The sequence below is a fragment of the Ketogulonicigenium vulgare WSH-001 genome, from assembly GCF_000223375.1.
In the GTDB taxonomy this organism is placed as follows: domain Bacteria; phylum Pseudomonadota; class Alphaproteobacteria; order Rhodobacterales; family Rhodobacteraceae; genus Ketogulonicigenium; species Ketogulonicigenium vulgare.
Map to the genome: position 1 here is coordinate 113859 of NC_017386.1, position 15343 is coordinate 129201.

The window sequence follows — 15343 nt, forward strand, 5'->3', positions numbered from 1 at the left end:
TATATCTGTCTAAAACGTGCAATTAGAAGAATTGCGACCAATAACTACGCATAGAAGTATGATATTCTCCTATGATCCGTTGTTGCTGCGCGGCGAAATATCAGATTCTGGGCGGCATTCGCTCCTTGCAGGCCATTCGCCGGCCGCGGCGGTGACGCGTCACATCCACCCAACTGGATCAGGTCGCAGCGATAAAAATATCGGCATGGGCCGCCCCAAGGGCACCTGCACACCGCAGCGCCGTTCAAGGCTTTTCATCCACCGCAGGTGACGGGAATTTCGCAGATGCCGGTGCGGCCTTGCGCGAATCGCATATCGTGCCGCGCGCACGCGCAGCCCTAAAATGGGCTCTCATCCGCATTGGCGTCAGGCGAGCTACAAATTTTTATCATGGGTTTATCCGCGCCTGAGTGGGAAATGGTCGGTCAATCCCGGAATTCAGTAAGAAGTTTTTCTGCTGGAACGGCCAAACGACACCAATCAACCCATTAAAAATAATCATTGATCGCGCAATGATAACTCATTTGAAGCGCGGATGATCGGCTGACTAGATCGGCGAAACACCTGTCCAAATCATGGGCAGCGGGCCTGTCGCGACCGTCTTTCGCTGCGTGGGGTCCGCCTTTGGATCAACACGGAGACGCAAATGACATCGAAACGGCAGATCAAGCTTGGGCTGGTGCCAATGGGCGCGGGCGGCCCGTCGAAACATAACACCTGGCTTGATCCAGAGATCCCCGCCGATGCCAGTGTGAATATTGATTGGTTCATTGAGATCGCCAAACAGGCCGAAGCTGCGAAATTCGATCTGATCTTTATTGTCGACAGCCAGTTCATCACACCCCATTCGCCGCCGCATTATCTGAACCGGCTAGAGCCGCTGACCCTGCTGTCGGCGCTGGCGACCCATACAAAGCATCTGGGTTTGGTCGGGACGCTGACAACCTCGTATAACGAGCCGTATAACGTGGCGCGGCGTTTGGCGTCGCTTGATCTGATCAGCCATGGGCGTGCGGGCTGGAATCTGGTGACCAGCGGCGATGCGGGCACCGCGCGCAACTACAACCGCGAGGATCATTACGATTACGATACCCGCTATGGCCGCGCGCTGGAACATGTAGAGGTGTCCAAAGGTCTGTGGAAGTCTTACCACGATGGTGCCTTCCCGCGCGACCGCAGCACCGGTCAGTTCCTTGATCCCTCAAAGCTGCAACCCCTTAACCACAAGGGACAGTATTTCCGCGTGGACGGCCCGCTGAATATCGAACGCTCGGCACAGGGCGAGCCGGTGCTGTTTCAGGCGGGCGATTCCGATCAGGGGCGTGATTTTGGCGCGCGCGTGGCCGAAGGGATCTTTACCCATGCCGCTTCGCTGGAAAGCGGGCAGGCGTTTTACAAAGATATCAAATCGCGCGCCGCAGCCTATGGCCGCCAACCGGACGAGATTGTCATCCTGCCCGGCGCGGAAATTGTCGTCGGCGATACCGATGCAGAGGCCCGCGATCTCGAGCGTCATTATCATTTTGCAGATCAAAGCTTTGATCAGGCTTTGGCCGAATTCGGCCGCTCGTTCGGCTGGCATGACTTCCGCCAATACGATCTTGATGCGCCATTTCCGGTCGGCGCTTTGGAATATGCGCGCAACAGCTTTTTCACCCGGTCAAAGCAGTTGACCGAGCTTGCGGTCGCGCGGGGCTATACCCTGCGCCAAATGATCGAACATATCCGCGAGCCGCACCCCGGGGCCTTTGTCGGCAGCGCCGAGACGGTCGCGCGCGAGATTATCCGCTGGTTCGACGCCGAGGCGTTTGACGGGCTGAATGTACGGCTGGGGCACCCCGCCAATTTCCGCCGCTTTACCGACGAGGTCATCCCGATCCTGCAAGCGCGCGGCTATTTCCGCACGGATTACGAGGCCACGACACTGCGCGGCAATCTGGGTCTGCGCATTCCGACAAACGCGTGATGTATTTCATAAAAACAAGGGATTAGGATCATGGCGTATAGAATGAAATTGGCCGGTTTTGTTGCGGGAATCGCGCTGGCCTTCGGCGCAAGCGGCGCGGCGGCGCAAGACGATCCGTCAGTGCTGCGGTGGGCTGCGCCCCTTGTGCCGCATTGGGACCCGATCGTGCAGGGCAGCGGCTATGGGTTTAACCAAACCTATCTGGCCTATGCGCCGCTGACCGAAATCGACGAAAACGGCAATGCTGTACCCGGTTTGGCCGAAAGCTGGACCTATAACGCGGCGGGGGATCAGGTCACATTCCACCTGCGTCCGGGCCTGACCTTTCACGATGGCAGTCCCGTCAACGCCGAGGCGGTGAAACGCTATCTTGAACGGGCACAGACACAGACCAATTCGGCGCTGGCGGGCGATCTTACCTCGATCCGCGAGATCACCGCCGATAGCGAGACCGATGTCACGCTGCATCTGACGCAGGTGGATTACCAGATCCCGCTGCTATTGGGCAGCCGCGTGGCGCAGATCACCAGCCCCGTGGCCGCCGAAGATCCTGCCGCGCTCAATCAATGGCCGGTAGGTGCCGGCCCATTCCGTGTCGTCGAATACGTCCCGGAATCCCATATCTTCTTTGAGAAATTCGACGGCTATTGGAATGCCGAGAATATCTTTATCGACCGTGTCGAGCTTTATGCCGAGCCCGAGCCCTCGCAATTGGTCGCAGCACTGCAAACCGGTGTGTATGACTTTGCCTATGGTCTTGCCCCAAGCCAGGCTGATCTGGCGCGGCGCGCCGGGCTGGATGTCATTGCCTATCCTGTTTATTCGGCGTGGAACCTCAGCATCAATGTAAATGTCCCGCCCTTTGACAACCCGGCGGTTGTTGACGCCATCCGCCACGGTATCAACCGCCAAGAGCTGGTCGACGTTGTCACCTTTGGGGCAGGGACGCCCACGACGCAGCCTTTCCCGGCCCATTACGTCGCCTATGACCCCCAATCCGCCGATCTGTGGCCCTATGACCCCGCGCTGGCGCGTCAGATTTTGGCCGATGCGGGCTTTGGCCCCGGCGATATCACGGTGGATTTTGCCGTGCGCAACCAGCCCGGCACCGGCCAAGCCACGAACGAGCTGTTGCAAGCCCAGCTGGCGGCGATTGGCATCAACGCCCAATTGCGGGTAATCGCGGACTGGGCGACGCCATTCTTTGGCAAAGACCTGGCTCTGTCGACCTATTCGACGACAGGGCGCGAGTCCCCGGTCCAGACGTTAACGGCGCATTTCGGGCCACGTGGGCCGCTGAACCTGTCGGGCGGCTATGTGCCAGAGGGATTTGACGAGGCGATCAAGCTGGCCCGCGAAACTCCCCTCGATTCCCCGGATTATGCCGCCAATTTGCAAGCCGCCACGCGCGCCGCGCTGCAAAGCCGGGCCTTGGTCTTCACCTTTTCGCTGCCGGTCACCATCGTGAAATCGCCGCGGGTTTCTGACCCGCCGCTGATCCCCGGACAGATCCACCTGACCGGCGTGCGGATTTCTGACTGACAGCCTTCACCCCTGTAACGGCGCAGCGTCCTGCGCCGTTACATTGATACAGCGACGGGACTGACCGATGACTGAACTGCCCCCTGCTTTTGCACCGCGCCCATGGTTTGGCACCGCAATCGGCGCAACGCTGCGTGTCATCGGACAGATGATCGTGGTGTTCGTGACCGTGTTCTTTTTCGCAACTTTGGTGACATTCGGGCTGCAGGCCCTCAGCGGTCTTAGCCCCGCGCATCTGCAACTGGCCGAATCCGCGACACCCGAAGCGATTGCGGCGCTGGAACATGAATGGGGTCTGGATCGCCCCCTGTGGGAAAGATATCTCAGCTGGCTTGCCGGGATCGCGGTCGGTGATCTGGGCCGCAGTTGGTATAATGGGGCCAGCGTATCGGCGCTGTTGGCGGCACGCGCGGCGGTCAGCCTGTCTGTTGCGGGTCTGGCCCTGATCATTGGCGTTGTCTTGGGTTTCTTGCTGGGCGTGCTATCGGCGCGTCTGCAAGGTAGCTGGGTCGATCGCGGCATTACGGCCTTCACCACCTTTATGGGGGTTATGCCGCCTTTCGTCGTGGGCACAGCGCTGGTCGCAATTTTCGCCGTCGGCCTGAACTGGTTTCCCTCGGCCGGATATGTCCCGATCGGGCGCGGGGGTGTGTGTCTGTGGTTGCATCACCTGTGGTTGCCCGCCATCGCGCTCAGCTTTGACACGGTTGCGGATATTGCCCGCCAATTGCGGGCCGGCCTTGTGCAGGCGCAGCGCGAAAATTACGTCACCGGCGCGATTGTGCGCGGCCTCTCGCCCGAGCGTGTCTTTTGGACACAGGCGCTGCGGGGCGGCAGCGGGCCCGCGCTGACCATGCTGGGCATGAAATTCCCCAATCTATTGGGCGGCGCTGTGGTGACCGAGGCGGTCTTTGGCCTCGCAGGCTATGGCAAATTCGCAGCCGATAGCGCCAATCGCGGCGATGTGCCGGCGGTGCAGGGCGTTCTGGTTGTCGCCATCGTGCTGGTTGTCGCCTTTAACCTGCTGATCAACCTGCTGCTCTTGCGGCTTAATCCCGCTGCGGCGCGCGGCGTTTAGGGGGAAATGCCAATGATCCGCAAAATCTGGTCGCTGCCGTCCGGGCGTATCTCGATCCTCTTCTTGCTTTTTATCCTGACGCTTGCGGTCTTTGGCCCGTGGCTGGCGCCCTATGATCCGCTGCGCGGCTCTGCGGCGGTGCTGGCCCATCCCAGCGCCGCGCATTGGCTGGGCACGGATTATATGGGCCGTGATGTCCTTAGCCGCATTCTGGCGGGATCGACCATCAGCGTGTTCGGATCGGTTCAGGTGGCCATCATCGCGCTGGTGGTGGGTGCCATTCCGGGGATCTTGTCGGTCTACCTGGGGCGCAGCTTTGAATGGCTGACCTTGCGGCTGGTCGACACATTGATCGCACTGCCGTTTCTGGTGTTCGCCGTCGCGGTCACAGCCCTTCTAGGAAATGCCATTCCGCAGGCGATGCTGGTGGTCGGGGTGATGGTCTCGCCGGTCTTTTACCGCGTGGCGCGTGCCGCAACACTGGGCATCTCGCGCGCGCAATATGTCGAGGCGGCGATGCTATCGGGGGCCTCGACCGGATGGATCGTGCGCCACCATGTCTGGTCAAAGGTGATGCCGGCCATTGCCGTGGCGCTTGCAAATACAATGGGCACCGGGTTTGTGGTCGTCTCTAGCCTGACATTCCTTGGGATTGGCGTGCAGCCGCCCGCGCCGACCTGGGGCGGGGTGCTGGCCTCTGACCTCGGCTATCTGGGCTTTCGGCCCTATGCGCCCATTTTCACCACCGTGCTAATCGTGCTGACGGTGCTGGCGTTTAACCTGCTGGCGGATGTGATCCGCGATGTGACGGGCGAGGCGGGGCGCAGTTTGCTGTTGCGCCGCAAGACCGCGCCCATGCCCGCAACCGCAACCGGAGGGAACTGATGTCGTTCAATCGCCCGCTTTCAACGCAAGACCATATCGCCGCAGGGCCCCAGCCACCGCGCGACAGCACACCGCTGCTGCAGGTGGCAGACCTGCATATTGGCAATCTGGCAACCGGCGAGGATCAGGTGCGCGGCGTATCTTTCAGCCTGCATCCACGGCAGGTGATCGGGATCGTTGGCGAATCTGGTTCTGGTAAGACACTGACATGTCGCGCGATTTTGGGCATTCTACCGCAGCTCTTTACCGTCTCGGCTGGCCAGATTGCGCTATTTGGCAAGGATGCCGCGGCGCTGACACCCAAACAGTGGACGGCGCTGCGTGGCCTTTCGCTGACCGCGATTTTCCAAGATCCGGGATCTTATCTGAACCCTTCTGCGCATGTCGGCCCGCAAATCGCCGAAACGCTGCGGCTAAAGCGGGGCCTGAACCGCCGCGCGGCCAATGCACATGCCCTGCAAATGCTGCGCGATGTGCGTCTGCATGACCCCGAACGCGTCTTCAACCAATATCCGTTTGAGCTATCGGGCGGCATGTTGCAGCGCGTGCTGATCGCCGCCGCCATCTCGCTGGACCCGCAGATCCTGATCGCGGATGAGGTGACGACCGCGCTGGATGTGACCGTGCAGGCCGAGGTTCTCGACCTGCTGGTCGAGCTGAAAGACAAGAACGGGCTGGCGTTGATCGTCATCTCGCATGATCTGGCGGTTGTCGCGCAGATCTGCGACGAGGTTCTGGTGATGCGCGCGGGCGAAGTGGTGGAACATGGGCCCACCCGGCAGGTGCTGCACCACCCCCGCCACAGCTATACAAAGCTGCTGATCTCGGAACATGCGCAATACGGGCTCGAGCGGTTCTTGGATGGCACGCCCGACCTGCCCACAGGTGATGAGACCGCCCGCGATGCGATTGCCGTGACGGGCCTGTCGGTCAGTCTGGGGCAGGGGCGGCAGGCGAAATCCGTACTGCACGGGATCGATCTGCGCGTCACCGCTGGCAGCGCCGTTGGTATCATTGGCGAGACCGGCTCAGGCAAGACCACATTGGCACGCACGCTGGTCGGCCTTGTGCAGGCGCGCGCGGGTCAGATCCGTATCAATGGCGAAGAGGTCACCGCATTCACGCCCGCGCAATGGCGCGATTTTCGGCGGCGCGGCGTGATCCAGTATGTTTTTCAAGATCCGCTGCGCAGCCTCGACCCCGAGGCAACCATCGCCCAATCCTTGGCCGAACCGCTGCTGCTGCGGGGGCTGCCGCGCGCACAGATCGATGCCCGCATCGCGGCGCAGATCCAGCGGGTCGATCTGGCGGCAGAGCTGCTGCAGCGTTTCCCCGGCGAGCTGTCGGGCGGCCAGCGCCAGCGTGTTCTGCTGGCACGGGCATTGGTAACCGCGCCTGCCATTTTGGTGCTGGATGAGCCTGTCAGTGCATTGGACGCGGCCAATCGGGTGCAAGTTCTGGAAATACTGAATGCGTTGCGCGCGGGGGGCACAACCTTGGTCTTTATCTCGCATGACCTGGGATCGGTTGCGGGGGTCACGGATCGTGTGGCGGTGCTGTATCGTGGCCGCATCGTCGAATACGCCCCCACGCCCGAGGTGATCAATCGGCCGCAGCACCCCTATACCCGTCTGCTGGTCGGCTCTGCCCCGGTTCTGAACGGCGGATCGGATCGCCGGGCGGATCGCGCAAAACGACAGGCCCTGCGCCGCGCGCTAGAGCAGCTTTAAGCGCTGCCCTCGTCGTCTGGCGGGCCCGTCAACTGGCTGTCCAGCACCGAGAGCAGCTCGATCACGAAACGGGCGGTGGCACTGGGCATATCGCTGCGCATGATCGCGCGCAGCCGTACCGTGCCCAATGTCGCAGGCAAAGGCGTACCACTGGGCAGGTTATAGACCGGATGCACCCCGCGCGGGCGCCCCAATGCGGTGCGGGCGGTGATCCCGATCCCCGCTTCGACCGCAGCCCATATGCCCGTCAGGCTGGTGCTGGTGAAGGCAAGGCGCCAAGGAATACCTGCCGCATCCAAAGCCGCAATCGCACGATCACGGAACATGCAAGGCGCGCCCATCAACACCAGCGGCACCGGCGCGCCCGGCACCAGCCGTGTGGCGCGCGCGCCAATCCAATCCGTTGTATAGGCAGAGATATCTCGATAGTGCAAAGCGCTGTCGTCGTTATCCACCTGTTGTTCGTTGCGCCACACCACTGCGATATCCAGCGCCTTTGCGACCAGATCCTCGATCAGCTTACGGTTACGATCAACGCGCGCCTCGACCAGCATTTCGGGATGGGTATGCGCCAGCCGCATCAAGACTTTGGGCAAGCAGATTTCAGCGACATCGGGCGGAATGCCAAGGCGGGTTTCGCCCGCAACATCCTGTGACCGCAGCGTCGCGACCACCTCGTCATTCATATCCAAAATACGCAGCGCATAGCGATAGAGGGTCTCGCCCGTCGGGCTGAGGATCAGGCCGCGCCCCTGTTTTTCCAGCAGACGCACCCCTGTGATTTGTTCCAACCGTTTGATCTGCAAGCTGATCGCGGATTGCGTGCGCCCGATCTGTTGGGCGGCCTGCGAAAAGCTACCCAGTTGCACGCCGGTCACAAAGGTGCGCAGCAGATTTATTTCCAAATTTGCCTTGTTCGCACGCATCACCGCTCCTGTGATCTGGTGCACCCTGCCAATGCACGCGATTGCCATCGGATCGAAAGCGCAGCAGTCCCATCGCGATGGGACCGGTATTGCTGCTTTTCCGGTGGATGGATCACGCAAGAAACCTCACAGATAATCGCCCGAATTGGAATAGTTTGGACGTATTGATTTGTGGGCCGGCAAGAGAACAATCGATCGCCTTTGCGATCATACGCGCAAGATATACGCTATGTGGGGCGGCACCCATCGGCGCCGCCCCACAGGCATCAGGCAGATGTGCTGCGCTTGCGCATCAGCATTGGCTTGAACCCCCAAAGCAGGATCAACAGCGTAAAGCCCAATACAACCGCACTGATGGGACGGTCGATAAAGGTCGCGAAATCACCGCGCGACAGCAGCATGGCGCGGCGGAAATGCTCTTCCATCATCGGGCCCAGCACAAAGCCCAGCAGCATCGGCGCCGGCGGAAACCCCAGCACGCGCAGCGCATAGCCAAGCCCGCCAAATGCCATCACCAGCAGCACATCGAACGCACTGTTGTTCACGCTGTAAGTGCCGATGCAGATGAACATCAAAACCGCCGGAAACAGCCAGTTGTAAGGCACCATCAACAGGCGCACCCAGACACCGATCAGCGGCACATTCAGGATCACCAGCAGCACGTTGCCGATCCAAAAGCTCATCACCAGCCCCCAAAACAGCGAGGGTTGCTCGGTCATCAGCTGCGGGCCGGGCGCGATGCCATGGATCATCAGCGCGCCCAGCATCAGCGCCATGGTCGCGCTGCCGGGAATGCCCAGGGCAAGGGTGGGGATGAAGCTGGTCTGATCAGCGGCATTATTGGCGGATTCGGGCGCCATAATCCCTTCGATCGCGCCTTTGCCGAACCGCTCGGGCTGCTTTGCGACGCGTTTTTCAATCGCATAGGCCATGAAAGCTGCAATCGAAGGGCCGGTACCCGGCAGCGTGCCAAAGAACGACCCGATAGACGATCCGCGCACCATCGGCATCCACGAGCGGCGCATATCATCGCGCGTCGGTTTCATCGCCGAAAGGCTGACCGATTTGGGATCGACATCCTTGCCGTTAACCTTGCCAATGCTGGCGATCACCTCGGATACACCGAACAATCCCATCGCAAGGGCGATCAGGTTGATACCATCGGCCAGATCCAGAACGCCAAAATCGAACCGACGCGCACCGGTATAGATATCGCTGCCGACCAGCCCGAACAGCACGCCAAGCGCCACCATGATCAGGCTTTTGACGATCGAGCCGTTGGAAATATTCGATGCGGCCACCAGCCCCAGCAGCATGAGCGAGAAATACTCGGCCGATGAAAAGTTCAGCGCATAGGCGCTGATCGTGCCGGCAAAGGCCATCAGCAGAATGATCCCGACCGAGCCGCCGACAAAGGACGCAACCGTCGTCATCAACAATGCAATGCCGCCGCGGCCCTGTTTGGTCATCGGATAGCCGTCAAGGCAGGTGATCGCATTTGACGGCGACCCCGGCACATTCAGCAAGATCGACGCCGTATTTCCGCCATAGCTGGTGCCATACCAAATGCCTGCTAACATGATCAGCGCGGCTGTCGGCTCAAGCTGAAAGGTCAGCGGGAACAGCATCGAAATGGCCGCCAGCACGCCGATACCGGGAATGACCCCCAGCAGCGTGCCCAGAAACACCCCGACAAAACACCACAGCAGATTGTACCAGCTAAGGGCGGTTTCCAGTCCCAAAAGGACATTGTCCAGATAGCTCATCAGAAGGGCCACTCCATCAACTTAAAGTTCATGCCGAGGGCGAATTTAAAGATCAAAAAGGCCAGCACGCTGAGGATCGCACTGAGGATCACCGTGGTTTTCACCGTCGCGCCTTTGTCCGCATAGGCCGATGTCGCAACCACCGCGATGACCGCCGGGAACAGGCCTGCGGTATTGATCAGCACCGAAAACAGCACGACCGAGGTCAGCACCAGCACAGCGGCGCGCCAGTTAATTTCGGGGATGCGCTCGGCGGGAATCATGCGCAGGGCCGCCGTCAGCGTCAGCAACACGCCTAGCACCCCGATAATGACGCCAAGGGCCGTAGGGAACATCCCCGGCCCCATGCGCCGCACGGTGCCAATATTGTAATGGGTTGCCGCGTAAACGGCGACGATCGTGCCAAAAACAGCGATGATCACGCCGGCAATGATGTCCGGATAGCTGCGGTCTGACATGCCGACCTCCATGGAATGTAACGGGAAATGCCCCGGATAACCGGGGCATCTTTGGGGTGAATTGCGGATAGGGTCAGTTGACCGTCGCGCCCGATGCCCGCACCACCTCGGCCCAGGTTTCAACCTGTTCGGCAAGGAAGGCTTGGAATTCTTCTGGGGTGCCACCGACAACGACGCTGCCTTCTGCCTCGAGCGCGGCGCGCAGGGTCGGATCTTCGAGGGCGGCGTTGATGGCGGTGTTCAGCGTGGCAACCACCTCGGGCGAGAGGTTCGCGGGGCCGACAATCGCTTTCCAATCGGCGGTGTTGAAACCCTCGAACCCGAATTCGGCGACAGCCGGGGTTTCGGGCAGGGCGGGGTTGCGTTCGGGCGCCGTCACCGCCAGCGCGCGCAGGCTGCCTGAACGGATATGCGGCAAAACGCTGGGCACGCTGCCGACATAGATATCGACGCCGCCCGCCATCACATCGCTGATCGCCTGTGCGATACCCGGATAGGGGACATGCGCCATCTCGAGGCCGTTTTCCGTCGACAGCAGCTCGACCGACAGATGCGCGACGGTGCCAGCGCCGGGGGTGCCATACAGCACATCACCGGGGGCGGCGCGGGCCGCCTCGATCACATCGGCAAAGGTCTCGAACGGCGATCCGGCATGGGTGACAATCGCCATCGGCTGCGAGGTCACAACCGCGATCGGCGTGAAATCGTTCAAGACGTCATAGGGAATATCGGGATACAGCGTCGGGTTCACGGCCAGGTTCGACGTCTGGCCCATGCCGATATTCATGCCATCGGGCGTGGTGCGTGCCACCTGCGCAAGGCCGATGTTACCGCCCGCACCCGGTTGGTTCTGCACGACAAAGGTCCATCCGGTCTGGCGCGAGATACTGTCCACGATCATGCGCGCCGGAATGTCGGTCCCGCCGCCCGGCGGAAAGGGCACGGTGAATGTGATATTGCCGCGCGGATAATCCTGCGCCGCAGCGGCGCTGGCACAAGCGATCAAAGCCGCTGCTGCCGCGGTGGTGATGCTTTGGAATTTCATTTGCTAACCTCCTCTGTCGCAAACTCGATTTTCAGCCGGTGGGTGCTCCCAAAATGGCTGATATCCGCCGCGCCCCCTCCAAAAGGTGCGGCAGGAATTCGTTGATCTTCTCATCGTCGAAACGCGACAGCGGGCCGGTCAGAACGACCGAGCCGAACAGCTTGCCGCCAATCGTCCAAACCGGCACCGCAAGGCTGGCAACCTCGGGGTCACGCTCGCCGCGGGTGACGTGATAGCCGCGGGCGCGGATTGTGGCGCAGGGCTCGCCCGCCTCGCCATCAAAGGCCATCATGACCCATCCCGCCGCGCCCTTGTTGATCGGCATCGCATCACCGATGCGGGCCGAATGGCGGATCGCTTGGGTGGAATCGTGGCGCAACAGGCAGACGCGCTTGTCGCCCTCGCGGATATAGATCGCCGCGCTTTCGCCTGTGGCCGCACTGAGGATCGCAAGTTCAGGGGCGATATGCTTTTCGGGGATAAAGCTGGCGGTATAGCGCGCGCCGTAATGCGCCAGCTTTGGCCCCAGCCGCCATGTGGAATCGCTGCCCTGAACCATAAGCCCGCCCGTCGCCATCGTGCGGGAGATGCGCAGCACCGTCGATTTATCAAGGCCGGTTCTGCGCGCAAGTTCGGCCAAGGACAAAGTGGTATCGCCCTCTTGAAATACATCAAGAAGCGCAATGGCGCGTTCGACCGCTATGACAGCAGTTGCATTGCCCGGCATCTCACTCTCCCCCCAAAAGCGAATTGTACTAGGTACAACTGCTTTTCATTTAGTACAATACCCGCTACATCCGCTACGTCAATATCAAGGTTCGCGCAGAGGAGGAGACTGCATGAAAGACTTGGAAGGAGGGCATCAGTGGACGGTTCTGGTCACTGGCGCCGCATTGGATCAAGCGGCTGCGGAGCTGCTGGCCGCCAAGGGCGCAAAGGTCGTAAATATAGATGGTTACGCGGGAAAAGACGCGCTTGTCGCCGCTGCGCGGGATCATCAGGTTGATGCACTGCTGGTGCGTCAGGGTAAGATCGATGCCGATGTCATCGCCGCATCAGACCGGCTGCGCGTGATCGCAAAACACGGCTCGGGCGTCGATAATATCGACCTGGCCGCCGCCAGTGCCAAAGGGATTCCCGTATTGCGCGCGCTGTCAGCCAATGCGCAATCGGTCGCAGAACTTGCAATCAGCCTGACTGTCACGCTGTTGAAAGACATCCCCGGGCTGCATCATGCGGTGACGGCCGGTGGCTGGCCAAAGGCGGGCTATGTCGGACGGGATCTGGCGGGCGCTGTTTTCGGCGTCGTCGGATTTGGCGATATCGGACGGCGTGCGGCGCGTTTGGCGCAGGCGCTGGGAATGCAGACGATGGCCTTTGATCCCGTGATGGACGAGGGGCTGTGCGAGGGCACCGTCGTCACCCGCGATCTGGATCGCTTGCTGCGTGAAAGTGACGTTGTCAGCCTGCATTGCCCCCTGACGAGCAAGACCCGTGGCCTGATCGGAGCGCGTGAACTTGGCCTGATCGGGACGCGGGGTTTCATCGTGAACACAGCGCGCGGCGGCATCATCGACGAAGATGCCCTGGATGGCGCATTGCGCAGCGGCGCGATTGCCGGCGCGGCGCTGGACAGTTTCGCGCAAGAGCCGCCGCCCAAGGATCTGCCGCTGTTACAGGCGCCCCATCTGATCGCCACGCCGCATATCGCGGGCGCCAGCCGCTCTGCGCTGCGGAACATGGCGATGCAAAGCGCGACGGGCATTTTGAATTATCTGCAAGACCAGGTGCTGGATCAGGCAACGCTGGCGAATGCCGAATTATCGGCGTGATTCTGGGGGGAATTATGGGAAATTTTGCAATTTATACCGCAGCGCGGAAAGTATCACCCGACTGGGTCGCGAAATATCAAGGACTGCCCGTTGCCAATGTCAGCGATGTGCTGGACCGGATGGTGGCCGCCGGCCCCGATCTGCGCCCTTGGTACACCGGCGCGCCGATGATCGGCCCCGCCGTGACGGTCAAGGCGCGCCCCGGTGACAATCTGATGGTCCATGCCGCGCTGGATTTGGCGCAGCCCGGCGAGGTTGTTGTGGTTGATGCAGGCGGTGATACGACCAATGCGATCATCGGCGAGCTGATGGTCGCCCATGCCATCCAGCGCAAATTGGGCGGTATCGTCATCAACGGCGCGATCCGCGACAGCGCCGAGCTGCTGGCCGGCTCTTTTCCCGTCTTCGCAACCGGCGTGACGCATCGCGGCCCGTATAAAGACGGCCCCGGCACCGTGAACGCGCCGATCGCGATCGGCGGCATGGTCATCACGGCGGGCGATCTGATCTTGGGCGATGCAGATGGTGTCGTCGCCGTGCCGTTTGATCAGGTGGCCGAGGCGCATGACCGCGCGCGCGCCAAACACGCGGCCGAGACGCAACAGATGGATGCGATCCGTCGCGGCGAGAATGATCGCGCATGGGTGCAAAAGCGCCTGCAGGATTTGGGCTGCACCTTCGCGTAACATAGTTCGGGCCAAGGGAAATCTTTGGCCCGCGCTTATCTGCGGCGCGGTCACACAAATACCTGCAATCTTTGCGCGTTGTGACCTCAGGCCCCGCGGGCTATCGTCGATGCCAGATCAATCATCTCGCATCAAAGACCTGCAAGACGTGACCGCCAAAGCCTTTGCCGCATATCATGCGGCGCTTTCACGCTCTGCACCTTTGATTGTCGCAATACATGAGGAATCCCGTGTCAAAGCCCGCTCTTTTCACGCCGCTGCGCCTGCGCAACCTCGATCTTGCCAATCGCATCGTCATCGCGCCGATGTGCCAATATTCCGCCGTTGATGGCTGCATGACCGACTGGCACATCAGCCACCTTGGCGCGCTGGCGCAATCGGGTGCGGGCCTTTTGACCATCGAGGCAACTGCCGTCGTCCCCGAAGGGCGCATCACCTATGCGGATGTCGGCCTGTATAATGACAGGGCCGAGGCCGCGATGGCCAAAACGCTCGATGCTGTGCGCAAATGGTCGGATATGCCGATTGCCATCCAACTGGCCCATGCGGGCCGCAAAGCCTCGACCGATGCGCCTTGGCTGGGACGCGGGCCGTTCGCGCCCGATCATCCGAACGGCTGGCAGACCGAGGCCCCATCGGCGATTCCCTATGACACTGGCGCGCATCCACCCGTGGCACTGGATGCGGATGGGCTAAAGCGCGTGCGCGACGGCTTTGTCGATGCCGCACGGCGGGCGGCGCGTTTGGGTATCGACGCCGTGCAGATCCATGCGGCGCATGGCTATTTGCTGCATACGTTCCTGTCGCCCCTCGCGAACCAACGGACGGATGCCTATGGCGGTTCGCTGGAAAACCGCGCGCGTTTCCCGCTAGAGGTGTTGGACGCCGTGCGGGCGGTCTTCCCCGCAGATCGCGCGGTGACGGTGCGCATTTCCGCCACCGATTGGGTTGAAGGCGGCTTTACCTTGGACGAGGCGATTGCTGTCTCGCAGATGCTCGAGGCGCATGGCGCGGATGCAATCAACGTCTCGACCGGGGGGCTGCATCCGGCCCAGGCGATCACCCCCGCGCCGGGCTATCAGGTGCCCCATGCCCGCGCGATCAAGGCGGCGGTGAATATTCCCGTCGTGGCCGTCGGCCTGATCACCGAGCCCACCCACGCCGAAGCGATCATCGCCAATGGCGAGGCGGACCTGATCGGCATTGCGCGCACCGTGATCTATAACCCCCGCTGGCCTTGGCACGCCGCCGCCGCACTTGGCGGTCAGGTCAGCGCGGCACCGCAATACATGCGCTGCATGCCCTCTGTGCAACGCAACGCCTTTGTACAGCGGGGCGCATAGACCATCAGAACGCATAGCTGGCCCTCGGGCTGCGCGCTGCGATCGCTGATCTGACGTGCGCGCAGCGAGCCGGGCCGGGCAGGGCC

Annotated in this window: 13 protein-coding genes; 8 read left to right on the plus strand and 5 right to left on the minus strand. The window is 61.4% G+C overall.

Annotation, left to right across the window (positions count from 1 at the left end; translation table 11 throughout):
- Nucleotides 1–646 precede the first annotated feature (646 nt).
- The 5 genes from KVU_RS14335 to KVU_RS14355 all read left to right on the plus strand — a co-directional run bounded on the left by KVU_RS14335 (nt 647) and on the right by KVU_RS14355 (nt 7201).
- Nucleotides 647–1966 (plus strand): LLM class flavin-dependent oxidoreductase, encoded by a 1320-nt coding sequence (locus KVU_RS14335; RefSeq protein ID WP_013368473.1) that lies wholly within the window; start codon nt 647–649, stop codon nt 1964–1966.
- A gap of 30 nt (nt 1967–1996) precedes the next feature.
- Nucleotides 1997–3508 carry an ABC transporter substrate-binding protein gene (locus KVU_RS14340; RefSeq protein WP_013368474.1) on the plus strand — a complete coding sequence of 504 codons (1512 nt, stop codon included), beginning with the start codon at nt 1997–1999 and terminating at the stop codon, nt 3506–3508.
- Nucleotides 3509–3575: 67 nt separating this feature from the next.
- A complete protein-coding gene (locus tag KVU_RS14345) occupies nt 3576–4586 on the plus strand; it encodes an ABC transporter permease (protein ID WP_013368475.1) in 1011 nt (336 codons plus the stop codon).
- Between the two features lie 12 nt (nt 4587–4598).
- Complete coding sequence (locus KVU_RS14350; protein ID WP_049776499.1) at nt 4599–5471, plus strand: ABC transporter permease; 873 nt, start codon at nt 4599–4601, stop codon at nt 5469–5471.
- A complete protein-coding gene (locus tag KVU_RS14355; RefSeq protein ID WP_013368477.1) occupies nt 5471–7201 on the plus strand; it encodes an ATP-binding cassette domain-containing protein in 1731 nt (576 codons plus the stop codon). The genes KVU_RS14350 and KVU_RS14355 overlap by 1 nt, the downstream gene beginning before the upstream one ends.
- On the opposite strand, the gene KVU_RS14360 is transcribed toward KVU_RS14355, so the two are convergent.
- The 5 genes from KVU_RS14360 to KVU_RS14380 form a co-directional block, all read right to left on the minus strand.
- Complete coding sequence (locus KVU_RS14360) at nt 7198–8127, minus strand: LysR substrate-binding domain-containing protein (protein WP_013368478.1); 930 nt, start codon at nt 8125–8127, stop codon at nt 7198–7200. The genes KVU_RS14355 and KVU_RS14360 overlap by 4 nt on opposite strands.
- A 266-nt stretch (nt 8128–8393) precedes the next feature.
- On the minus strand, nt 8394–9893 hold the full coding sequence (locus tag KVU_RS14365; RefSeq protein WP_060486318.1) for a tripartite tricarboxylate transporter permease: 1500 nt from the start codon (nt 9891–9893) through the stop codon (nt 8394–8396).
- Nucleotides 9893–10351 (minus strand): tripartite tricarboxylate transporter TctB family protein, encoded by a 459-nt coding sequence (locus KVU_RS14370; RefSeq protein WP_013368480.1) that lies wholly within the window; start codon nt 10349–10351, stop codon nt 9893–9895. Before KVU_RS14370 ends, KVU_RS14365 begins: the two co-directional genes overlap by 1 nt.
- 73 nt (nt 10352–10424) lie before the next feature.
- Nucleotides 10425–11396, minus strand: a complete 972-nt coding sequence (locus KVU_RS14375; protein ID WP_013368481.1) for a Bug family tripartite tricarboxylate transporter substrate binding protein — start codon at nt 11394–11396, stop codon at nt 10425–10427.
- 31 nt (nt 11397–11427) lie between these two features.
- On the minus strand, nt 11428–12123 hold the full coding sequence (locus KVU_RS14380) for an IclR family transcriptional regulator (protein ID WP_013368482.1): 696 nt from the start codon (nt 12121–12123) through the stop codon (nt 11428–11430).
- 112 nt (nt 12124–12235) lie between these two features.
- Between KVU_RS14380 and KVU_RS14385 the strand changes: the two genes are divergently transcribed.
- The 3 genes from KVU_RS14385 (at nt 12236) to KVU_RS14395 (ending at nt 15257) form a co-directional block, all read left to right on the plus strand.
- Nucleotides 12236–13228, plus strand: coding sequence for a hydroxyacid dehydrogenase (locus KVU_RS14385; RefSeq protein ID WP_013368483.1), 993 nt, complete (start codon nt 12236–12238; stop codon nt 13226–13228).
- Between the two features lie 14 nt (nt 13229–13242).
- Entirely contained in the window at nt 13243–13914 is a 672-nt protein-coding gene (locus KVU_RS14390; RefSeq protein ID WP_013368484.1) for an RraA family protein, read from the plus strand.
- A 230-nt stretch (nt 13915–14144) separates the two neighbouring features.
- A complete protein-coding gene (locus KVU_RS14395; protein ID WP_014538254.1) occupies nt 14145–15257 on the plus strand; it encodes an NADH:flavin oxidoreductase/NADH oxidase in 1113 nt (370 codons plus the stop codon).
- Nucleotides 15258–15343: the final 86 nt, after the last annotated feature.